The organism is Planctomicrobium mucosum (assembly GCF_051466335.1).
In the GTDB taxonomy this organism is placed as follows: Bacteria; Planctomycetota; Planctomycetia; order Planctomycetales; family Planctomycetaceae; genus Planctomicrobium.
The window spans coordinates 4006851-4029894 of sequence record NZ_CP195793.1 but is presented as its reverse complement, the minus strand read 5'-3'; the positions used below and the strand labels follow the sequence as shown (position 1 = coordinate 4029894).

12 protein-coding genes are annotated in these 23044 nt (G+C 53.1%); 6 read left to right on the top strand and 6 right to left on the bottom strand.

Translation table 11 applies throughout. From position 1 onward, the window contains the following. Positions 1-35 precede the first annotated feature (35 nt). Both SH668x_RS15955 and SH668x_RS15950 read right to left on the bottom strand, forming a co-directional pair. Entirely contained in the window at positions 36-3314 is a 3279-nt protein-coding gene (locus SH668x_RS15955) for a hypothetical protein (protein WP_437186063.1), read from the bottom strand. A gap of 554 nt (positions 3315-3868) precedes the next feature. Further along, complete coding sequence (locus SH668x_RS15950; protein ID WP_437186062.1) at positions 3869-4654, bottom strand: inositol monophosphatase family protein; 786 nt, start codon at positions 4652-4654, stop codon at positions 3869-3871. 387 nt (positions 4655-5041) lie between these two features. On the opposite strand from SH668x_RS15950, the gene SH668x_RS15945 reads away from it, so the two are divergent. The 6 genes from SH668x_RS15945 (at position 5042) to SH668x_RS15920 (ending at position 17889) form a co-directional block, all read left to right on the top strand. Further along, positions 5042-9175, top strand: coding sequence for a hypothetical protein (locus SH668x_RS15945; RefSeq protein ID WP_437186061.1), 4134 nt, complete (start codon positions 5042-5044; stop codon positions 9173-9175). A gap of 163 nt (positions 9176-9338) precedes the next feature. After that, positions 9339-11009, top strand: a complete 1671-nt coding sequence (locus SH668x_RS15940; RefSeq protein ID WP_437186060.1) for an ABC1 kinase family protein — start codon at positions 9339-9341, stop codon at positions 11007-11009. Positions 11010-11171: 162 nt separating this feature from the next. Further along, positions 11172-11981, top strand: a complete 810-nt coding sequence (locus SH668x_RS15935) for a TerC family protein (protein ID WP_437186059.1) — start codon at positions 11172-11174, stop codon at positions 11979-11981. 712 nt (positions 11982-12693) lie between these two features. After that, the gene (locus SH668x_RS15930; protein WP_437186058.1) at positions 12694-13137 is read left to right on the top strand and encodes a MarR family winged helix-turn-helix transcriptional regulator; all 444 of its coding nucleotides are present in this window, start codon (positions 12694-12696) and stop codon (positions 13135-13137) included. Positions 13138-13222: 85 nt separating this feature from the next. Then, on the top strand, positions 13223-14668 hold the full coding sequence (locus SH668x_RS15925; protein WP_437186057.1) for an efflux RND transporter periplasmic adaptor subunit: 1446 nt from the start codon (positions 13223-13225) through the stop codon (positions 14666-14668). A gap of 89 nt (positions 14669-14757) precedes the next feature. Next, entirely contained in the window at positions 14758-17889 is a 3132-nt protein-coding gene (locus SH668x_RS15920; protein ID WP_437186056.1) for an efflux RND transporter permease subunit, read from the top strand. Positions 17890-17999: 110 nt separating this feature from the next. Here the strand turns inward: SH668x_RS15920 and SH668x_RS15915 are convergent, their stop codons facing one another. The 4 genes from SH668x_RS15915 to SH668x_RS15900 all read right to left on the bottom strand — a co-directional run bounded on the left by SH668x_RS15915 (position 18000) and on the right by SH668x_RS15900 (position 23009). Then, on the bottom strand, positions 18000-18641 hold the full coding sequence (locus SH668x_RS15915) for an NfeD family protein (protein WP_437186055.1): 642 nt from the start codon (positions 18639-18641) through the stop codon (positions 18000-18002). A 227-nt stretch (positions 18642-18868) separates the two neighbouring features. Then, on the bottom strand, positions 18869-20143 hold the full coding sequence (locus SH668x_RS15910) for a PLP-dependent aminotransferase family protein (protein WP_437186054.1): 1275 nt from the start codon (positions 20141-20143) through the stop codon (positions 18869-18871). Between the two features lie 73 nt (positions 20144-20216). Next, on the bottom strand, positions 20217-21017 hold the full coding sequence (locus SH668x_RS15905) for a succinate dehydrogenase/fumarate reductase iron-sulfur subunit (protein WP_437186053.1): 801 nt from the start codon (positions 21015-21017) through the stop codon (positions 20217-20219). 60 nt (positions 21018-21077) lie between these two features. Next, complete coding sequence (locus SH668x_RS15900; protein WP_437186052.1) at positions 21078-23009, bottom strand: fumarate reductase/succinate dehydrogenase flavoprotein subunit; 1932 nt, start codon at positions 23007-23009, stop codon at positions 21078-21080. Between the last annotated feature and the right edge of the window lie 35 nt (positions 23010-23044).

Sequence of the window (23044 nt, the reverse complement as noted above, 5' to 3'; positions counted from 1 at the left end):
CTGTTCTGACTCCCAAATCCGGATCGAATGGCGAATCAACTTTCGATCCGATCGGATTTTCCGGCGTTGACTTGCCGATAGATCCGAGTCGAACGGGAGTTCAATGAAGAATCTTCCTGCTTGATTTCTGTGGCGGTCACTGGATTGCGATCCAATCTAGAGCTCGGCCGATCCTTCTCTTTGGGGACTCCTGAAGAGTCAATCACAGTTGCAGTCAATGCCAGTAGTACCCCGAAAATGGCAGGTTGAAGGAGCAGTAGCATCGATTCCACGTACCACAGGCTCGCGGCTGAAAACAGGAAGAAAATGACCACGATGGAGAAGACGTTTCGGGTCGCTGGGAAGTACCAGAAGATGAATCCGAGCAATAACGCGAAACCAGCTCCGATCAGGAGAATCAGGGAGCGATTCATCGAGATGAACGAGAGTTCAGGAACCGGGCCGAATGCACGAAACGCGTAAAATGTCTGCGGAGCAAACTGAAACTCGTGTGGGACTTCAGCGATGGTCAGTTCTTTTCGATGACGCAGGAAATCAGGAGTCGGTTCACGTAACCAGAAGAAGTAATTTCGGGTCCACTTGAATTGCGGGACCAGATCTGGATAGGTGAACATGTGATTGTTCTGCGGGAGTTGTGCTTCCCAGACCGTTTCATCCACCCAGACACTTCCCTTGAATTGAGGGAGTGGGAGTTTGATCCGGTTATAAAGCCCGAACGCCTTCGTTGATGGAGTCCGGTATCGCACCGTTACAACGGTTTTCGGTTTTGCATGTTGAGGAATCGTGATCGTCACTTCGTCGGACTCACCACTTCGACGGGTGATGGCGCTTTGTGGGAGCGGGAGTCCATCCATCAGGAAGGCGTTGTCCTTGAACTCAGTTCCCTTTGGGAAGTCGATCACGAGTCGTGATTGAGGCCGCTCCAACTGAAGTTCTGCCCACGACTCGGCGCTTCCATCGGAGGCGAAAATTGTGCGAACCTGAACCTGATCCGCCACAAATTGCTGAGAAGCGTCCGCGAGTTTCGCACCCATCGTGAGTGGAATCGACTGGACTGGCCCTTTCTTCAGGGAGTTGATCCAACGAGCATAACTCGGAGAGGTCTGCAGGGCTTCCCATTCTTTGTTACCGGAGCGGACCTGAAGCGAATCGACCGCACTGATCGTGCACTCTGCGACTTGGAATGGTTCGTTCTTCAATGAGAAAACCGGGAGGTCAATGTCGCGAGTGGAGGCGTTTTCAGGAACCGGGAAGCTGTAGGACACTGTGACATCAAATTGCCCGATCCGCTCCGCTCCAAGATCGACCTGGACAGCGTCTGACGTTTCTCCCGGGGACACTGCTACCGGGCGACCTTGTGAGGTGACCTCGAAGCCCTGAGTCAACGCCCAATCGGGAATGTGCTTTTTCAGCTCAGGCGGAATGACGATTTCGAATGTCCGGACTCGTCCATAACGGACGTCGAATTGAAACAGCTGATCGACTCTCAGCTTGGTGGCAGTGACATTCCCAATTTGGACCTGTGTTGAGATCTTGGTCTCTCGGTCATGCGACTGGATCAGGGCAATCATTGGTTCTGATGGCTGGTCGATCCGATAGGCGCGACTGCTCTTCTCAGACGGTGTTGTCTGGACGAGTGCCAGTTCAGGTAATTCTGACACTCCAGCGAATCGAGGGAGCGGGCTGGAGTCGGTTTTCGTCAGCTGGACAGAAAGCTGATCCGCTGAATCGAGTCTGACAATGAACGGTTCAACTTCCGACGCCTGTGGCGCAGGGAGCGTGAATTCGACCTTCGCTTCTTTTTGGTCGAACTTAACCGCTTTACGAAACGTTGTCGTAAAAACTGCTTCCCCTTCTTTCCGGCCAAGAGGATTCGGCCACCAAAGACGAATCATGCCGGGTTGTGAAGTGGCATCGTACGCCATTGGACCGGTGCGGGAGTGGTCTGAGGAAACAGAGACAACCCGCCAACCTTCTTTCATCCAGTCTGGCCAATTGAGTTTTAACTCGGTGATGGCTCCCCGTTCAAAGCGAACATGGTGATTGACCGTCAGGTCAATGGAGTCGCTGTTGAATCGCAGTTGCCCAACAGGCTCAACCGAGAAATAAGGGATCGACGGTTGTACTTCAAATTCGATTCGGAATGGCTGTCGCAGATATTCATAGGCGACCAACGGGACACCTGTTCCCAGGGATCGAACCTGATTAACGCCGATCGCGTGGACAAGTTGCGTCCCTTGTGGACGAGGAACCATCAAGAGGTTTTCGAATTCATCGATTCGAATCCGGCCTTCTTCTCTGACTGCCCCTTCAACATCGAACCCTTCCAACTGAAGTGTTCCACCTGCTGCATTGAAATCCCGCTCAAAGCCCCAGTTCAAGGTCAGGCGACCGAGGTTGTTGCTGGCAAACTGGACCCGAACCCAATTGGGGCGATCAGGTAGGATTTCGTGTGATCGATATTGCTGGCCGGTGAGTTGAACAAGTCGAAATCCCGGCGGAAGGCTGATGAGCAGCGAATCGGTCGGCTGCTGCAGGTCGATTTCCTGTTCGACAATCAACGCGAGATGTTCAGCGCTTGGTTTGAGATGAAGCCAGGTCTGGACATTGGAAACGACTTCGCCGCCCGCGATCGGTGTTTGCCATGAGAACAGGAGCAAATTGCCAATAATGCTCGACTCGACGGTGGTTTCTTCGGGTGTTCGTTTGACGTCGAGAACGGTTAAATTCTTGGCCGACCGTACGATCGCGGTCGGATCAGGAATTCGAGTTTTCAGGCGAGCTTCGAATTGTGATGGCAAGGTTGGCAGAGTCAGTTGGAACTGCCCACCGGTCACCGAGTACTTCAACGGAACCCAGCCGTGGAGTTTGAGTTGGTGTTTCCCCTCTCCTTTGAACAGCCAGTTCAACCCCTCGTCTGCTTCTTTGTTTGATGTGTCGGCTGCTTCTTCTCCCCCCCCCGTGTACTCGCGACGTGAAACGTGCATCCCGCCGAACCGTAAAGGAACTCGGTGCCAACCCGGTCCATGATTGATCATCACTTCGACTGTCACGACCAGATTGACTCGATCTGCGACGATGTCAGCGTCCAATTGAACCTGAGTCAGGTGGAACTCAGGAATTTCCAGTTCAGCTTTTGGAGTTGCGACAGACGGTGGCCCGGCGCTGTTGGGGACTGGTGTCATCGTCGATGATGGCCGTCCAAACGGTGTTGGAGCGGATGCTCCGGCAGCAGGGGGAACGGGATTTGTCGGTTTGGATGACGCTGATGGAGGAGTCGTGGGTTGTGGCTGGGGTGGAGTTCCCTCGGTCATCCCACTGGAGTCTCTCTCCGGAGAGGCTGGTTGAGCTGATGCGGAAGCGGTCTCGCAGAAAATGGCAAGAATGAATGCAAGGCATATCGTGCTGTGACGCAACAGATTACTGCCAAACCGAAAGCGTTGATTTTCAGCCGCAGCTTGAGCAAACGCTGATCGGGCCCGCCTGAAAATCATTTTCGAGCAGGTGCAACTCTTCAGAAGATTCGACTGAACTCGCATCACCTCGTCAACTTCCGTTTGACTGTCGATGCCGGATCGGGCTGCCAACGACAAATGATATGTCACCCTTCACCTTGAAAACCACAAGACTCCTCGAATTCTCACTCAGGAGCCAAGAACTTTCGGAAGGAATCACCGAAAAGAAAAAATCGGTAGGACTGGAATGGTTTTTTGCTGTTTTGGATTCGACGTAACCTCTTGTTGGATTGGAGGTTGACTCAAAATATTCAGTTTTTAGACAGCAACGCCTCGCTAGGAGTCACAGCGTTCTTCGTTTATGAAATTCTTCAACTGAGGTTGAGGTTGGGTTTTCGTTGACTCGTTGTCATTTAAAGGGCGTTGTGGTCCGCGCGAAAGACGTCTACGAGCGTTTGATGGAGTGCCAGGCCGTTCGTGGCCAACAAGTCCGGGACCATCACCGAGAAGGGCGATTCATCGCAGGTTGTGGTCACTTTCCCACCCGCTTCAGTGACGATCAGGACTCCGGCGGCCATGTCCCACGACTGCAGACTCATTGACCAGAAGGCTTCAATCCTTCCACACGCTACGGCGCACAGATTCAACGCTGCCGACCCCGTCCGCTGGACTGTCTGCGAGATTTCAAGAATCTTCAAGAACCGTTTCACTGCTGGGTGATCGCGATCCACTTTGACAGGGAGGCTTGCCATACACATCGCCTGTCGAATGTCGCTGCGATCTGAAACAGAAATCGGTTTGCCGTTGAGTGTTGCGCCCTGTCCCAGTGCTGCGGCGAACATTTCGTTTCGATTTGGATCGTAAATCACTCCAGCGACAATTGTTCCGCTTTTCTCCAGTCCGATGGAAACGGCGTAATAGGGAAAGCGGTGAACGTAATTTGACGTCCCATCCAATGGATCGATGATCCATCGGTACGGAGAATCTCCAACTTCCAGCGACAGCCCCTCTTCCCCGAGAAAACGGTGGTCTGGGTAGAGTCCGTGCAGGTATTCAAAAATTGCTTTCTGAGACGCTTCGTCAGCTTCCGTCACCAGATTTGCTGGCGATTTCTCTCGCGCGGTGAACTTTTCTCCCCACTCCTCGAGAATTCTCCCGCCGATCCTGGCTGCCTCAATCGCTGCCTGAAGAAAATCCATTTTCACTTCCAACTGAACCCCACAGAAACAGACCTTCCCGTTATTGTCGATTTATTTCACCCAAATCTCCAGCGTGACTCCGAGAATTCGCATTGGAAAGTGAGTCCTGAATTCAATCTTGGGGACAACTGACAGAAAAAACCGAAGTTTGCCGCGCAGTTTTCTGCGATCATTGAATTTTCAGCAATTCCGGAAACATTCACCAAACCGTTCACGTCGAGTATGATGATGGGGAGGTATTCAATGCTGATCTGCGTCGCGGATCTGGTTGTTTATCGACGCCAATTAACCTGATAGCACTTTTTCACGAGTGACTTGTTCTGGTGCGATTTCTAACTCTCAGGACTTGTTGCTGCTCATTGGGCTCATCGTCCAAGGAATCACCCTATGGCGGTTATTGAGAAACCTAAACCTGATGCAGCGCAGGGAAGCTACGTCGATTTTGACGAGTTCATTGAGTATCAACTCAAAAAGACAAGAACCGGGATTCACTCAACCGATCTGATTTCCGCCGGGGTTGTGCTGCTGAGTTTTCTCAGTGCGTACCTACTCGTGTTTGCGATCGTCGATCAGTGGGTCATCCCGCATGGGTTATCGGACAGCGCAAGGTTGCTGCTTCTGTCCGCATTGGGGCTGATCGCGCTGGGCTGGGTCGGTTGGAAAATTCTCTATCCGTGGATGCAGTCGATCAACACGCTGTATGCAGCCAGACAGATCGAAGCTGCGCATCCCGAGCTCAAAGGGAGCCTGCTGAGTTGGGTCAATCTCCGACAAGCCGGCCATGAGATCTCGCCATCGATTCTCTCCGCGCTCGAGAAGCGAACTGCACACGAGATGTCGAACGCGAATCTCGAACAGGCTGTCGACCGTAAATCGCTGATGCGAGGTTCTTACGTACTTTTCTCGATCATCGTTGTTCTGTGTCTTTATACGTTCTTCTCACCGAAGAATATGTCCACGACACTCTGGCGCGCATTGATGCCAGCTTCGTCTGTATCTGCTGCCACGCAAACAGAGATTCGCAACGTGAAGCCGGGAACCACAGAAGTTCTCGCCCGCGATCATGTGCAGGTCGTGGCGGAACTGGGCGGAAAAATTCCGGAGGTCGTCAACCTGCTCTTCTCCACCGCAGATCGTCGGTTTGTGAATGAGCCGATCCGGATGCAGAGGACTGACGAAGAGATTCCCCGTTTTCAGGCGACTCTGACTGGCGACGGCGGCAAGGGGCTCATGAGCGATGTGACTTATCGAATCGAAGCAGGCGATGCTCGGTCCGCGACGTATGAGATTCGCGTCAATCAGCCTCCATCTGCCGAAGTCATTGAAGTGGTGTATGAGTACCCGCGATACATGCGACTCGATCCATCGACACAGCCAGGCAATACCATCGAAGCGTGGGAAGGAACGTTCGTTACGGTTCGTGCTCGCGCAAACATGCCTGTGAAGAAGGGAGCGGTTTTCTGCACTGAAGACGAAACCGCTACTGAGAGCGCGGAAGAGTACCCAATGGTGATCCGAGACGATGTGCTTACCGCACGGTGGCAACTTCGATTTCGGGACGATGGGACGTTTGCCCGGTATTACCATGTTCAGGTCTGGAACGAGCGGAATCAAAAGAATCGGGCGCCTACGATCTACCGCATTCAAATCAAACCGGACCTGAAACCGGAGATCACGATCGTCAATCCGACGGAAGAGATCACTGCTCCGGCGAATATTCATATCCCCATCGCGTTGAACGCTCGCGATCCTGATTTCATGTTGCGGCGTGTCTCTTTGAAACTCGCCCATAATGGGGAAGAGCTTGCCTACCCCGCGCCATTGTTCATGGCTCCTCCAGAGAAGGATGAGTTCAAATCCGTTTACCGATTAAAACTCAACGAAATTCCGCTCAAGGCAGGGGATCAAATCGAGTATTGGGCGGAGGCTGAAGACAACTTTGAACCGTTTGGCAAACGTCTGAAAAACATTACCCGCACGCAGCGGCAAGTCATCAAGATTGTTGAACCTGTTGCGCCTGAGCAAGCAGAGAATGAGAACCAGAAGCAGGAAAAGAACCTCGACGAAAAGATCCAACAGGCGGATCAAAACGACCAGCGTCAGGATCAACCGAACAAACAACAGCCTCAAGATCACGACCAACAGGGCCAGAAAGAGCCCCGTCAAGAGGGGGGCGAACAAAACTCCGAGCAGATGCAGGATCAGGCTGATCAGAACCAGCAGGGCGAACAGCCTATGAATGGGGCGAATGAAAACCAGCAGAAGGGTGGAGAAACGAGTGAAAATGCTGGCAACGGAGACCAGCAAAATTCCCAGCCGGGTGAAAATTCGCGTCAGGGGAAGGGAGCGGACGGGAACACTCCGGAGCCGAACCCTGAGCAAATGCCCAACGACCAGAAGCAACCGGGCGAACAACAATCTGGGGAATCCGCAGGCAAAGAAGGCGATTCCCGGAACGGGACACAATCACAACCATCACCCAATCAAAAGGGAAGTGATGGGGAATCATCCAAGCAAAACGGAGAGGGTGAGCAATCCGGTAAGCCATCTTCTCAGAACCAGAAGTCCACTCAAAAGCCGAAGCAAGATAAGGCTGCCGAGGACCAAGCTCTGAAAGAACTGCTGGAATGGGAAGAGAAGAATCAGCAGCAGTCAGACGAGGAGAAATCTCAACAGGGGATGAACCGTTCTGACGGGGGAGATCAATCGAAACCGGAATCGAGCCAGAATGAGCCATCTGCAAATCAGCAGGGGGGTGAGAATCGTTCTTCTGATTCAGAAAATGCTCAGAGTGAAAACGGGGATCAGAACGATCAGTCACCATCGGACTCACCGATGTCGCCGTCGCAGAATTCGAAGCAGAAGCCGATGACGGATCAGAGTGGGACCGATCAGGAACAGAAGTCGAACGGCGAGCCATCTGATCAAAACAATACTGGTCCCGACAGTGAGTCGATGCCGGCCGATGAAAACGGCGAGAATAAGAACCAACCGCAGAACGGTAATCCTCCGAAATCGAACGGGGAGCCTTCAACGGGCAAGAACACGAAAAACGCAACTCCTCAGCAAGGAGAGCAACCAAGCTCGCCCGGTGAGACGGCAACCCCGTCTGACTCCGAAGATGGTTCTCATGGAGATGCTTCCGGGCAAGAGAACGGAAACGGGAGCAACATGAAACCCGCTCCAAACGATTCGTCCAAGCCGAAAAACAATTCTGCTGAAAAAGGAAATAACGACTCCAGCAGCGGCAAACCAGACGCCAATCAGATGGAGAGCGGCAAAGAGGGACGGCCCGGCGAAACCGGTGAGCAGCAAGGTGAAGGCAATCGGGAAACGCAGAAGACTGGTCAACCCGATGGCAAACCGATGAAAGAGGGCAATGACGCCTCAAAACCTGCTCCCGACCAGGGCGAAACGACTCGCTCGCAGGGCGAAAATTCCTCTGATCCCGAACAAATGCCTGAAAAGGGCGAGGGAGAGTCGCGCGGCGAATCTGCTGGTCAGTCGGAGGAGAGAGGAAATCCCCCCAATCCGAATGCTCAGGGAAATGGCGCGGAGCAGGAAGCCAAAGAAAATCAGGGGATGAAGGGGCAGGAGTCGCAACAGGGCAAACCCCAGAATCCACAAAATCCATCAGGCAACGAACAGCAATCGGGGAGCGACTCCGAAGGGGCAGAAGGTTCGCAGCAAGGTATGGAAGACCAGCCTGGCAAGGAGGGGCCTGGCAAGGAGGGGCCTGGCAAGGAGGGGTCTGGCAAGGAGGGATCTGGTAAGGAGGGATCTGGTAAGGAGGGATCTGGTAAGGAGGGATCTGGTAAGGAGGGATCTGGTAAGGAGGGATCTGGTAAGGAGGGATCTGGTAAGGAGGGATCTGGTAAGGAGGGATCTGGTAAGGAGGGATCTGGTAAGGAAGGATCTGGTAAGGAGGGATCTGGTAAGGAAGGTGGGGGGCAGGAAGGTGGGGGGCAGGAAGGCGGCGAGAGTGGGGCCCAGAGCAGCGATGGTTCGCCATCAGGGAAACCAGGATCGAATCGTCAAAGCGGAGTCAGTAACGGAATGCAACGCCCGGTCGGCGATGACAACGCTTCTGGTTCTCCTTCCGGGGACTCAGGTGACCTGACACCAGAGGAAGCGAATCTGGCCAACAAGAAAAAAGCGACAGAATTGGCACTGAAACGCCTGCGGAACCAGATGGAGCGAGGTGAAACTCCCAACGAATTGATGGATCGACTTGGATATACCGAGAAAGATCTGGACCAGTTCATGCAACGACTGGAACAGCAATTGGGAGACCAAGGAGCGGATCAATCCCCTGAATCGGCTGCATCACGTCGACAGTTTGAGACACTTCTGAAAGGGATCGACTATCAGTCGAGCGGCCAATCCAAAGCTGGGGGCACGCACGAAAGAAAGGCCTCCGGAAGTTCCGGTTCCAGCAATCGTCTGGCTCCACCGCAGTATCGGCGGAATACTGAAGCCTATAAGGAAATGCTGAACCGTCAGGGAACGCAGAAGCCGTAAATCTCACTTCTTGTTCGGTCGTTTTTTAATATTCGAACGATTTTTACCTCGTCGTCGACCCTGAATATTCCACCTTTGAGATGAGATCGCAGTGAGGGCGACTCGCTCTGAAACGCATGTTTAATCCGTATCACCACCTCCGGAAATTGATGAACTCTTTGTAGTGCAGCCGTATCCCATTCGTTTCCTGAAGAATTTGAACCGCGGCCGTGAAGTCGCGACGGTCCTGTTGAATTACGGATTTGGCGATCTGCTCGAACGGCTTGGATTGCTTCCTTATCTCAACTGGGGGCATCGACTTATCAGTCGCAGAAAGCGGGAGGCGTCGGAGAATCTGACCACTCCTCGCCGAATCCGGATGGCCCTGCAGGATCTGGGGCCAACATTTGTGAAGTTCGGTCAGGTGTTGAGTACACGTTCGGATCTCATTCCAGCGGATGTGATCGCTGAGCTTGCACTGCTTCAGGAGAGCGTTCCCCCCTTTGATGTGACGCAGGTTTACGAATCGGTCGAGGATCAGTTCGGGCGTCCCATTCAGGACCTTGTACGCAGTTTCGACGAAGTTCCACTCGCCGCTGGTTCGTTGGGGCAGGTTCACACTGCGATCGCTAAAGATGGGCGTCGTCTTGCGGTCAAAGTTCGCAGGCCAGATGTCGTTCAAACCGTTGAGCGGGACATCTCCCTGATTCTGGAACTTGCACAACTTCTGGAAAATCATGTTCCGGAATCGCGGGTGTTTGATCCGGTGGGGTTGGTCAATCAGTTTACTCGTACGATCCGCCGTGAAATGAATTTCCGTCGGGAAGGGCGAGCGATGCAGGAGTTTGCCCGCCTGTTCGAGGGCGATCTCTCCCTGTACGTTCCAGTCGTTATCGACGAATTGCTCTCCGACTCGGTCCTCTTCATGGAACGGGTAGACGGGATGAAAGTTGACGACATCGTTGGGCTTCGGCAATGTGGTCTCGACCCAGCGAAAGTCGCGTCTGATGGAGCGCTGATCTATCTGCGGATGGCATTTGAGATGGGGGTGTTTCACGGCGATCCGCACCCCGGAAACATTCGGATCATGCCTGACGGTTCCATCTGTCTGCTCGACTATGGCATGGTTGGGTATCTCGACGAGGTACGGAGAGATCTCCTTCTCGATCTGTTTGTCTCGGTGGCAAGAAATGATGTCGATTCCGCTGTTAATGTCGTGACGAAACTCGGACAGGCGACCCAGAAAGTCGACGAGCAACTGTTAGTGTCGGACGTCCGGGACTTTTTGGATGCCTATTACGGCGTCTCACTGGAACAACTCCGAATCGCAAGTTTGCTCAACGATTTTATCGCCATTTTAGCGAGTCACGGACTTCGGTGCCCCGGGGATCTCATGGTCCTGGTTCGGGCAATCGTGACGCTGGAAGGGGTTGGTCGAAAACTTGATCCCCATTTCAATCTGGCGGCGGTTCTGGCGCCGTACGTGGAATCGCAGATTAAGCAGCGATATCACCCCAAAAAGATAGTGGAACGGGCTTTTGAAGATCTGAAGATCTTACTGGGTGCTGCCCATGATCTGCCGATTCATCTCGGCAATACGCTCAAGAAAATCGGTCAGGACGACTTGAAAGTCCAACTGGAGCATCGCGGTCTGGATCGACTCATTAACGAGTTTGACCGCTCCAGCAACAGGCTCGTCATTGGTCTTCTGATTTCATCGCTTGTCGTTTCGACAGCGTTGGTGATTCGTTCGGGGGACTTGAATTCCATCTGGATCGCCCTGCCGATATTCACACTTTCCGGACTGCTTGGAATCTGGCTGATCTGGGGGATTCTTCGTAGCGGTCGGCTGTAAAGATCTCTTGTATGCTGTTCCTGAACGAAATTCAGGAAGGGAGATGACAAATCCTCTTTACGCTGTTTCAAAGCTTGCTAACTTCAGATGCTTGTAGTACTGAAGTCCCGATGAACAACGGATTTCAGAGATTGCGATCTGGTACTCGAATCGAGGCGAACGATGGATTGGGTGATTCCGCTGCTGACGTTGACTGCGATGGAAATCGTTCTTGGAATCGACAACATCGTGTTCATCAGCATCTTGGTTCAAAAGCTTCCGGAAGCGCAGCGAGCATTTGCAAGAACATTGGGCCTGAGTCTGGCGATGGGGATGCGCTTGGTGTTGTTGTTCTGTATCACTTGGGTGCTATCACTTGCGACTCCCATTTTCCACGTAACGGATCTGGGGATTCCTGCGGGCTGGATCGAAGCGATGCAACCTCAGGGCGATGATGCTCTGGCAGCAACCGAAGCGAAACATCGATTCGATGAGATGAACGGCATCTCCGTGCGAGATTTGATCATGCTTCTGGGGGGGCTGTTCCTGATCGGGAATAGTGTTTTGGAGATTCACCACAAATTGGATGGTGCGAATGAGAAGCACACTGAACCTAAGAAAGTGACTCTCAAGTCCATTCTCATTCAAATCACGCTGATGGACATTATTTTCTCTCTCGACTCAGTCATCACAGCGGTGGGGATGGCGAAGGAGATTTGGGTGATGTGTACCGCGGTGATCATCTCCATCGGAATCATGATCTTCTTTGCCGGGACAGTCGAACGCTTCGTCAATAAGAACCCGACCGTGAAAATGCTCGCGCTGAGTTTCCTGATTCTGATTGGGGTGTTACTGGTCGCTGAAGGGCTGGGGACACATATGAATAAAGGGTACATCTACTTTGCGATGGCCTTCTCGCTCGCTGTCGAGATGATCAACATTCGATTGCGACGCGCTACGGAGTCGAACGTGCCAGCGAATCCTGCTCACTAATGTCGATGTCTTTGATCACCCGATGCGACAGAAAACTGCTTCGCATTGTTCCCTGTCATTCGGGATAGGATCAAGTAGACCGCTTGATCCTATCCCGGTGTCGAGGAGTGATTCTACGACCATGCGTGGTTGCGGGCTGAATCCCATGATGCGAGGCCGTCGGCATTACCGCTGTTTCCTCAGACGTTTCTAAATCATCTTGTGGCAGTAGACCTCTTTATCGACGCTTGGTCGATTCGCCGTCGGATACGGGGCCGAAACATCATCGTTGCAATGAACTGAAATTCGTCTGAAATCGCGTTCGGTTCGTTGATGCGGCTTCCAAGATTCTCTTTCCGACGTCTTCGATGTCCCAGTGATGTCGGGAGCTTCGCTTCTCGATGAGCATCGATTCGTTTGCTGTGAAGGGGATTCACGTCCGCCGCTTCGTTCGCTAACGAATGAGCTTGAAGCAGGGACAGCAAACTGAGTTCCTTTTTGATTCATGAGAATCGAAGCGAGTTCCGCTGATGCGAACTCGCAGCCTTAAGGCGATGACGCCAAATGTTCTTCAGTTCCTAAACTCCCCACGATTCTAAAGAGCGCCCGGGGCACTGCTCAAATTTGAGAGTTCAGCAAGCGGCCGATAGTTCCTATTGACTTCAGGGTTTAATCAGTTCAATAATGGAATCATTCGAAGTTCGAACTAATTATTGAAGGGGCGACGAGGCTTGTGACAATCGAAAAACGGGCGGAAGAACTCGGTCAGTATGTTCAGGTGATTTTAAAGGGATTTCGTAAAAACCCCTGCACCGCGTCTGATATTGCGCTGACGTCGAACGAGATTCGAGTGATTGAGATCCTTGGAGAGTCCGGGGATCAAATCATGCGTTCACTTGCTGAGCAACTTTGTCTCGCCGTCAACTCTGTCACTTCTTTGATCGATGGAATGGAACTCAAAGGGCTCGTGAGCCGTCAGAGGTCCACAACAGATCGTCGTGTTGTTTTTGTCCAATTGACAGAAAACGGGAACCAAATCTGGTCCGGTGTCAATCAGTACAAAATGGAGTTGCACCGGGCGTTACTCCTGCCCCTGACCACCGAAGAACAAGTTCAGCTCCTTGGCTTATTCCGTAAGATCGCTGAAGGGGCACCCCAATTTGAGTCCATTTCATAAGTGAACGATCCCGCTTCGTGGATCGAAATGATTAATCAATTCAGCTCAGTCGTTTCATCTCTCATCTCACTGAGACACCCATTCCATGTCACAAGCACAAGTCACTGAACCGAAACCTCTGACCGCAAAGCAACCTGGTTCACCCTCACATCATAATTCCAGTTCGACGGCCGAGCATTCCAAGAAGTCCAGTCCGCTGAAGACAGCGTTCTGGTTGCTTCTGATGACTGCTTTTGGATTCGGCGGGTGGTCTTACGCGACAGGCAAATTCGGACAAGACCACCGTGCGGAACTTCCTCCGGACGTTGCAGGAGATGGCGAAGAGCCGTCTTCGATCTTGATTACGACTGACAAAGTCACGGTTCGCCCTGTCAAGCGGACTGTCGAAGCTGTCGGGACGCTGTATGGCTACGAGGATCTCGTGGTCAGTGCAAAAGCAGAGGGACGGATCCTATCAATCGAGAAAGAAGTCTCTGAACGAATTGCGCCGGGAGAGCTCCTGCTTGAGATCGACCCAACTGATCTCGAGCTTGCCTCGAAGCAGGCGGAAAGCAATTTGAATGTCGAATTGGCACGCCTCGGTTTGAAGAATGTCGTGGACACCCAGTTCAATATCGAATCGATTCCGACTGTCATCCTGGCGAAGGAAAAAGTCGATCTCGCTCAGTTGAAGCTCGGACGGATCAAGAGTCTCGCAGAGCGGCAGGCAACGACTCAGGAAGCGGTCGACAACGTGATGAGCGAATTCCGGATGGCCGGGGCTGAACTCGAAAATCAGCTGCTGATTGCTAAAGCAAGCCTCGCCACAATTGCGGCCCGACAGGCTGCCCTCGCCATTGCACAGCAGCAACTTCTCGACACAAAAGTTCGCGCCCCCACTCCACAGCGGATGAGCCCTCATGGAGATGAAGCCAAGCCGTACATTATCACGAGTCGATCCGTTTCGGAGGGGACATTCGTGCGGGTTGGAGATGAGCTTTTCCGGATGTGTATCGACGGAACACTGAAGTTGCGCGTGGCAGTCCCTGAGCGGTACAGTTCGCAGATTCGAGTCGGTCAGAACGTTGACGTTTGGACCGCTTCGTCTGATGAGCCGTTCAAGGGGCTCGTGACGATGATCAACCCCGGCGTCGAGACCAGAAATCGAGCCTTTCAGGTGGAAATCCAGGTCAAGAACGATCACGCCGGCCTGAAGCCGGGCGCATTTGCGAAAGCAGTGATCGAGGTTGAAAACGATCCCGAAGCCCGGACGGTGCCACTCTCTGCGATGATCCGCTATGCCGGTGTCATGAAGCTGTTTTTGATTGAGAACGGAAAAGCCCGGGAAGTTCAGTTCACCCCCGGAAAGCAGACTGATGACTGGATCGAAGTTGCTTCGCCCAAGTTGCCTCCTGACGCGGTTGTGGCGACCAGCGGACAGTTCAATCTTTCAGAGGGCGCCGAAGTTCGGATTCGCGAATCTCAGCCTGATGCGACTGCATCAGACGTGAAGCCTGTTTCCACGACACCAGCAACGACAGAGCATCCGTAGTTGCAGCGGAAACAACCTCAACCTGTAATTGACTGACATCCCATTCGAATCCAAACGGTCCGACTACGTCGAGCCAAGGATGCTGTTCTGTGAACATTTCGGAAATCTGTATTCGTCGTCCGGTCTTCACCTGGGTGCTGGTCACCATCCCAGCGGTCCTCGGGATCGTGGCCTACACTGAACTGGGAGTGGACCTGTTTCCAAAGGTGGAATTTCCGATCGCATCAGTCACCGCCACAGTCGCAGGTGCGAGTGCGGAGGAAATGGAAACGACGGTTACCAAAGTTCTCGAAGAGGCGATCAATACCGTCTCGGGGCTGGACGAAATTCAATCTGTGAGTCGAGAAGGGGCGACCACAATCGTCGTCCGATTCGATCTCGAAAAAGACATCGACGTTGCGGTGCAGGAAGTACGCGACAAAGTCTCCGCAATCACCAGGCAGCTACCCGAAGGGATGGAGCCACCTGTCGTCAACAAGTTCGACCTCGACGCCTCGCCGATTTTGACGCTCGCGGTTTCAGGGAACCGTGATGAACGCGAAGTCACTGAGATCGCACGCAGAAATATTCAGGAAGTGCTCCAAACTGTGTCTGGCGTTGGATCAATCTTTCTGAATGGAGGACGCACTCGGGCTGTCAACGTGATTCTCGATATGGATCGACTGAACGCGCTGGAGCTTTCGGTCGAGGATGTGCGAGTCGCACTCGTCACGCAAAACGTTGAGCTTCCGGGTGGTATTGTCGATCAAGGGCCGCGAGAACTCGTTCTTCGCACGCTGGGGCGAATCCGTGATACGCGTGAGTTCAATGATCTCATCGTCACCAATCGCAATGGGCTGCCGATTCGAATCAAAGACATCGGACGTGCTGAAGACACCATCGAAGTGCCGCGAGGATTAAGCACTCTCGACAATCAAAATGCAGCGAGTCTGTTTGTTCTCAAACAGTCAGGAACGAACTCAGTTGCGATTTCTAATGCCGTCAAAAAGCGGCTCGAGAAAATCAAGAAAACGTTGCCTCCTGACATTCGAATCGAAATCATTCAGGATCAGTCACACTTCATCCAGGAATCGATGGATGAAGTGCAATTCCATCTGATCCTGGCAGCGATTCTCGTTTCCGCAACGATTCTCCTCTTCATTCGCGACTGGCGAACCACACTGATCGCCACATTGGCGATTCCGACATCCATCGTCCCAACTTTCCTGTTCATGCAGTACCTCGATTTCTCGCTGAACAACATCACGATGCTGGGGTTGATTCTGGCGATTGGAATTGTGATTGATGACGCGGTGGTGGTGCACGAAAACATCTTCCGCCACATGGAAGAACACGGAATGAGTGCTATGGAGGCCTCGCGGGTCGGGACGAAAGAAATCGCGATGGCAGTCGTGGCAACCAGTCTGTCGCTGGTCGTGATCTTCCTGCCGGTCGCATTTATGGGAGGAATTATCGGTCGCTTCTTCTCCAGCTTCGGGATTACTGTTGCGATCGCGATTTTGGTGAGTCTGTTCGTTTCGTTTACGCTCACTCCGATGCTGTGCTCTCGATTCTTGAAAATTGAGGACCTTAGCAAACACAATTCGAAAGATGGTTTCATCTATCGAATCATCGATCAGGGTTACGGGTACGCTCTCCGGTTCGCCTTACGACACCGATGGCTGACGATGATTGTCTGTGTGCTTGTGACCTTCTCAACGATTCCCATCGCGATGAATTTGGGAGTCAACATGGTTCCCCGTGATGATCAGAGCGAGTTCCAGGTCAGCATCCTCACTCCAGAGGGGTACACGCTGCAACGTACGACCGACATCGTCAAGGAAATCGAAGAGAGAATCAAAACGCTTCCCGGAGCGACTCACTTATTCACAGTCATTGGAGAGAGTAACGGCGGGGGCAAAGGGCAGGGAGATGTCACGAAAGCGTCGATTCACTGTGCGATCCTTCCGCTTGAAGATCGAAAATACTCTCAGTTCGATGTGATGAAGCGGGCTCGACGAATCTTGCTCGACTACCCGGAACTCCGAACTGCGGTGATGGACGTCGCGACGATTGCCGGCGGAGCGAATGGGGACAACCGTATTTTTCAGATGCAGCTGAAAGGGCCGGATCTGGAAAAACTGGCAGAGTACTCGGGAGCGCTCGCTGAAAAACTGAAAAAAGTGAAAGGTCTTGTAGACGTCGACACCACTTTGACGCTTCGTAAGCCTGAGCTACAAGTGCAGATTGATCGCGATCGAGCCAGTGACCTTGGAATCCCTGTTCAGACAATTTCGAGTACGTTGAATGTACTCGTTGGAGGGCAGATTGTTTCGAAGTACGAAGAAGGGGCGGAGCAATACGATGTGTGGCTTCGAGCAGACAGGTCGTTTCGTAATAATCCTGAATCCCTCGAATACATCACAATTCCATCGCCGACTTCCGGTTTGGTGCCACTCACCAGTCTGGCTAAGCTCACCGAAGCTCGTGGTCCAAGCCAGATTGACCGACTCAATCGCCAGCGTACTGTAACGATCCGCGCTCAGCCAGAAGATGTGACGCTCAAGGAAGTGGTCGATCAGGCAAACGCAATCGTCAAAGAGATGAACCTTCCTCCCGAGTACGAAACATCATACGCCGGGCAGGCGGAGATGTTGGCTGATACAGCATACTACTTCGCCGTTGCCTTGATCCTCAGCATCTTGTTCATGTACCTGATCTTGGCTGCTCAGTTCGAAAGCTGGTTGTTCCCGGTCAGTATTCTGGCAGCATTGCCGGTGACCATTCCGTTTGGCTTGGTCTCGCTCATGCTTTTCCGGACTCCATTGGACCTGTACGCGATGTTCGGGCTTTTCATGCTTATCGGGATCGTGAAGAAGAACGGGATTCTACAGATCGACAAAACGAACGAATTACGTAGTGCTGGGATGCCTCGCGATGAAGCGATTCTCGAAGCAAACCATACTCGTCTCCGTCCGATTCTTATGACGACCGTGATGCTTGTCGCAGCGATGGCGCCGATCGCTGTGGGGCAGGGCCCCGGAGCAGGAGCCCGTGCGAGCATGGCCAAAGTCATCATCGGCGGGCAGATGCTGAGCCTGCTGCTGGCACTGCTCGTGACCCCCGTGACTTACTCGCTCATCGACAGCTTCGGCAACTGGTTCTCTGGAGGCCGATCCAAACGGTTCGCGGCTCCGGAGGAGGTCGAAGCAGACAGGGTAAACGAACTTCAGTCCGTCTGATCCCGGCTTCTCGGATCACAATGCGGACTGAACAGTGCAAGGACGGTGCACTGTTCGACGAGTTATCAAAAAAGAGCCCGAAGTTTCCATGAAGCTTCGGGCTCTTTTTATCAATTCTTGTCCTGAAGGTCGTCAGTCAGGAAAGGATCAAAAATCTCTTCCGAAGACTGCTTTCCGGGGGCGTTCTTCTCCGGTTCGGGGGGAGTCTGTTCTTCGGTCTCCACAAGGGAAACGGGTTCTGGTTCCGTTTCGGAATCGACTTCACGCACAACGATTCGAGTTCCTCGAGCCGCGACCACTTCGATGGGGCGATTGGCGTCGACCATCAGTCCCTCACTGGTCGCATGAAGTCGTTCCCCCTGAACGAGGACCATCCCCCCGGGATTCATGGGTGATAATGATCGTCCGCGTTTTCCGATCAAAGATTCCAGATGGGCCTGATCGCTCTGAAATGGGGTTACTTCCTCGAGTGTGGGGGCCGGCATGAGGACACGGTTCCCGAACTTTGTTCTGGTAAGGATCTGGATTGCCCCCCAGATCGCCAATGGAATGAGAAAAGCGATGGAGACAATATAAATCCACCAGTAAAGTGGATACGAACCGTACCAGGACTGGTACGCACTATAGCCGGAAGCAATAAAACAGCATGCGGCCATGACCGCAATCATTCCACCCGATGGAACGAAGAGCTCCACAAAAATAAGAGCCAGGCCGCAAATCAAAAACAGGAATACGAGCAGTTGTGGGTCCATAAACTACAATTGCTCCGCTGTATCGTGAAGTTAAGTCACAGCTTATATCAATCTCGAGTTACTCCAGAATTTTAGCTCCGGGAATGGCGAGAACAAACCGTCACTCAACAACGATTCAAAAATTGGTGAGGATCAGCGCGATTGCAATGGGCAAGTGTGTGTTCCCGTGCCGAATTCGTCCGATTGCTCAGCGTTTCTGAGAACGGGTGAGTCGCTGGGAGTCACCTTCAAAATCCCAGCACTACCCGCAGAGCGTTCGCGACGCATTTCATGCCGCGATCAATTCCTTCCGGCGTCTGCACCCCGTAGCTGAGGCGCATTTGGTTCCGTTTTCGCGTTTCGCCAGCCTGTGCATAACAAAGCTCACTCGGAACGTAAATCACGCCTTCTTTTACCGCCGCCCGATAGAGAGGACTGTCGAATCCGGTGTCAATATGCTCGGGAACCGTCATCCAGACATACAGGCCCCCTTGAGGGTGATGCCAGGAGACTCCGGGAATGTCCGAGAAATACCGATCGGCCGCTGCCAGCATCGCGTCTCGTTTGACCCGGTATCCCTGCAGCACCTGTGCCAGATGCGGGAAATACCGCCCTTCCTGCAACACCTGCGCGAGTAGATGCTGCGAAAGGTTTCCAGAGCCGAAATCTTCATTCCCTTTCCGATCGCAGACCGCAGAGACAAGTTGGGTTGGCAAGACACCAAACCCAACCCGCAGTCCCGGTGCGAATGTTTTGGAGAAGGTCTGAGTGTAGATCACCTGTTCGTGCGACTCATCAAACGACCAGATACTCGGTAAGTTCGGACCATCGAAGTTGATCTCCCGATACGCCGCATCTTCCAGAATGAGAATCTGATGATCAGTAGAGTACTTCTTTGCGATCTCAAGTACCTGTTGACGTCGTTCGAGACTGAGATTTGTTCCCGCCGGATTATCAAAGTAGCTCACGACATAAATCATCTTGACGCGAGACAACTCCCCAGAAGCTTTGAGTTGCTCCAAAGCCTGCTCGAGCAGATCCATCCGCATCCCATCACCATCGCTGGGGATGGTGATGGGACGGGCTCCAACTCCTTCCAGATTTCCTGAAAAGACAAAGTAGGTCGGGCCAGCGACAAGACAAATGTCGCCCGGATCGAACAGCACTTCGCAGAGCAGAGAAAGCAACTGCTGCGAACCAGTAGTGACCACCAGGCGGTCGGGGGAAATCCCTAGCTGTTGGGACTCAAGATTCTCAAGATGCGCGAGGTGTTCGACTAGCAGGCGTCGTAATCGACTATAGCCTTGCGTGGTCCCGTACTGGAGGGCCCCTTTGCCTGCAGCAGGGGAGCTAAGAATTCCGGCCGCAGCCTGCATCACTTCACTCAGCGGAAGCGTCTCGGGATCGACAAACCCCGCAGCCAAAGAAATGACATGCGGGTTCTCGATTCCCTGTTGCATCAGGTAGCTGATCGCGAGGTCGTGAGTCAGCGCGCGACGTTGGCTAAATTTGATATCCGGCATATACGGTGATCAATCCTGCTTTCGCCAGTCATGTCCATCGGCACTGCCAATGGACATTCCCTGTCGAACCGAATCAGCCGTGGCCGCCCGCCTCTGCCTTGGCCTCTTTGGAGAAAATAGTTGCTTTCAAGTATTCACGATTCAGACGGGCAATGTGGCTGACTGAAACCCCTGCTGGGCAAGCTGCCTCGCATTCGTAGGTGTTCGTGCAGGCGCCGAAACGCTCCGTGTCCATCTGAGCCACCATCTTCAAGACCCGCTGAGCACGCTCAGGTTCGCCTTGAGGCAGCTGCGCCAACTGTGAGACTTTGGCAGACGTAAACAGCATCGCCGAAGCATTCTTACAGGAGGCGACACATGCTCCGCATCCGATGCACGCTGCTGCGTCCATCGCGCTTTCTTGATCATGGCGAGGAACAGGAATGCAATTCCCGTCCTGTGCTTGTCCGGTGTTCACTGAGACGTAACCACCAGCCTGCATGATGCGGTCGAGCGCAGTTCGATCGACAACAAGGTCTTTAATGACAGGAAACGCTGAAGCCCGCCATGGCTCGATCAGAATGGTGTCTCCATCCTGGAATCGTCGCATGTGCAACTGGCAGGTTGTCGTTTCCATGTCAGGACCATGAGCCTGACCGTTAATCATCATTCCGCAAGAACCGCAAATCCCTTCACGGCAGTCATGATCAAAAGCGACAGGCAATGCCCCGTCTGCGATCAGCTGTTCGTTGAGGATGTCCAACATCTCCAGAAACGACATATCCGGAGAAATGTCTTTCAGCTTGTACTCTCGGAATGCCCCCTTCTCATTCGGGCTGGATTGCCGCCAGACTTTGAGGGTCAGGCTGAGCGACTTCTTTGAGGAACTGGTCATGGGATGCACGGTCTAATAAGGAATGTTTGAACGTCAACGAAACAGGGCTGACCTTCGACTTTACTTGTAGCTTCGGGAACTGATCTGAATCGATTCGAACGACAGTGGTTCGGTGTGACGAATCGGCTCGGCGGTCGGTCCCTGATGTTCCCAGGCTGCGACGTGAGCGAAGTTCACGTCATCACGTTTGGCTTCGCCATCTGATGTCTGATGTTCTTCCCGGAAGTGTCCTCCTGCGGACTCTTCGCGTCGCAATGCGTCGAGGGCAAGAAGTTCACCGAATTCGAGGAAGTCTGCGACTCGTCCAGCCTGTTCGACTTGCTGATTGAAGTCTGCACCGCTTCCTGGAACATGGACGTTAGTCCAGAACTCTTCTCGGAGCTCACGAATATTGTTGATCGCTGTCTGGAGCCCGGATGCATTGCGGGCCATGCCGCAATAATCCCACATGATCTCCCCGAGTGCGCGGTGGAAGCTCTGCACGGAGCGTTTTCCGTTCACATCGAGGAGTTTCTGGACACGGGCCTGAGCTTCTGCCTTCACAGCGTCGAACTCTGGGTGTGCTGTCGTCACTGGATCAAGTTGAGCAGAGGCGAGGTGATGCCCAAGGGTGTAAGGAATCACAAAGTAACCGTCTGCGAGTCCCTGCATCAGAGCACTTGCACCCAGGCGGTTTGCTCCGTGGTCAGAGAAGTTTGCTTCCCCGAGAACAAACAGGCCCGGAACGGTGCTCTCCAGATGGTAGTCCACCCACAGTCCACCCATCGTATAGTGAACCGCAGGGTAGATCTTCATCGGAACCTTGTACGGGTTCTCGTCGGTGATCTTTTCGTACATATGGAACAGGTTGCTGTACTTGCTGCGAATGACATCTTCGCCCTGTTCCTGAATGGCACGCTGGAAGTCCAGATAAACGGCTTTCCCTGTTTCATTCACACCGAAACCGGCGTCACATCGCTCCTTAGCGGCACGGCTGGCTACGTCGCGAGGAACCATGTTTCCGAATGATGGATAGCGGCGTTCGAGATAGTAGTCGCGATCTTCTTCCGGAATATCCTTCGGGTTGCGTTGATCGTCTGCCTTCTTGGGAACCCAAACTCGCCCGTCGTTCCGGAGACTCTCGCTCATCAGCGTGAGCTTGGACTGGTAGTCACCCTTCACTGGAATACAGGTCGGATGAATCTGGGTGTACGCTGGATTCGCGAAGAACGCCCCACGCTTGTAGCATCGCCACGCAGCGGTGACATTACATCCTTTGGCGTTTGTTGACAGGTAGTACGCGTTTCCGTACCCGCCAGTACAAAGCAGAACGGCGTGGGCTGCGTGTGTCTCAAATTCACCTGTCACAAGGTTACGCGTGACAATCCCACGTGCGACACCGTTGACTTTGACGAGATCCAACATTTCCCGACGGGCGAAAACCTTCGCCTTCCCCTTCGAGACTTGTCGCATCAACGCTGAATACGCACCGAGGAGCAGTTGTTGTCCGGTCTGTCCGCGGCAGTAAAAGGTTCGCGAAACCTGCGATCCCCCGAATGTTCGATTCGCGAGAAGTCCGCCGTACTCGCGAGCAAACGGAACCCCTTGCGCTACGCACTGATCAATAATATTGGAGCTGACCTGAGCGAGACGATAGACGTTGGCTTCACGAGCCCGGAAGTCGCCCCCTTTGATCGTGTCGTAGAACAATCGATAGACGGAGTCACCGTCGTTCGGGTAGTTCTTCGAGGCGTTAATTCCCCCCTGTGCCGCAATGCTGTGGGCACGACGGGTTGAATCCTGAAAACAGAAGACCTTGACGTTATAGCCAAGTTCAGCGAGCGATGCCGCTGCCGATGCCCCTGCCAGACCGGAACCGACAACGATGACGTCGTATTTCCGTTTGTTGTTTGGAGCGACCAACTTCAAATTGTTCTTACAGCGATCCCACTTCTCAGCCAAGGGGCCTGCGGGGATGCGAGAATTCAATCGTCCTGTCTCACCGTCACTCATTGCTGCTGTCCTGACTTCCTCAATTGCAAACCGCA

Excerpts from the sequence above, each read along its gene's own strand:
- SH668x_RS15915 (WP_437186055.1), bottom strand. The coding sequence starts at position 18,641 with ATGGACCCACAACTGCTCGTATTCCTGTTTTTGATTTGCGGCCTGGCT.
- SH668x_RS15900 (WP_437186052.1), bottom strand. The coding sequence starts at position 23,009 with ATGAGTGACGGTGAGACAGGACGATTGAATTCTCGCATCCCCGCAGGC.
- SH668x_RS15955 (WP_437186063.1), bottom strand. The coding sequence starts at position 3,314 with ATGACCGAGGGAACTCCACCCCAGCCACAACCCACGACTCCTCCATCA.
- SH668x_RS15910 (WP_437186054.1), bottom strand. The coding sequence starts at position 20,143 with ATGCCGGATATCAAATTTAGCCAACGTCGCGCGCTGACTCACGACCTC.
- SH668x_RS15905 (WP_437186053.1), bottom strand. The coding sequence starts at position 21,017 with ATGACCAGTTCCTCAAAGAAGTCGCTCAGCCTGACCCTCAAAGTCTGG.
- SH668x_RS15950 (WP_437186062.1), bottom strand. The coding sequence starts at position 4,654 with ATGGATTTTCTTCAGGCAGCGATTGAGGCAGCCAGGATCGGCGGGAGA.
- SH668x_RS15945 (WP_437186061.1), top strand. The coding sequence starts at position 5,042 with ATGGCGGTTATTGAGAAACCTAAACCTGATGCAGCGCAGGGAAGCTAC.
- SH668x_RS15935 (WP_437186059.1), top strand. The coding sequence starts at position 11,172 with ATGGATTGGGTGATTCCGCTGCTGACGTTGACTGCGATGGAAATCGTT.
- SH668x_RS15925 (WP_437186057.1), top strand. The coding sequence starts at position 13,223 with ATGTCACAAGCACAAGTCACTGAACCGAAACCTCTGACCGCAAAGCAA.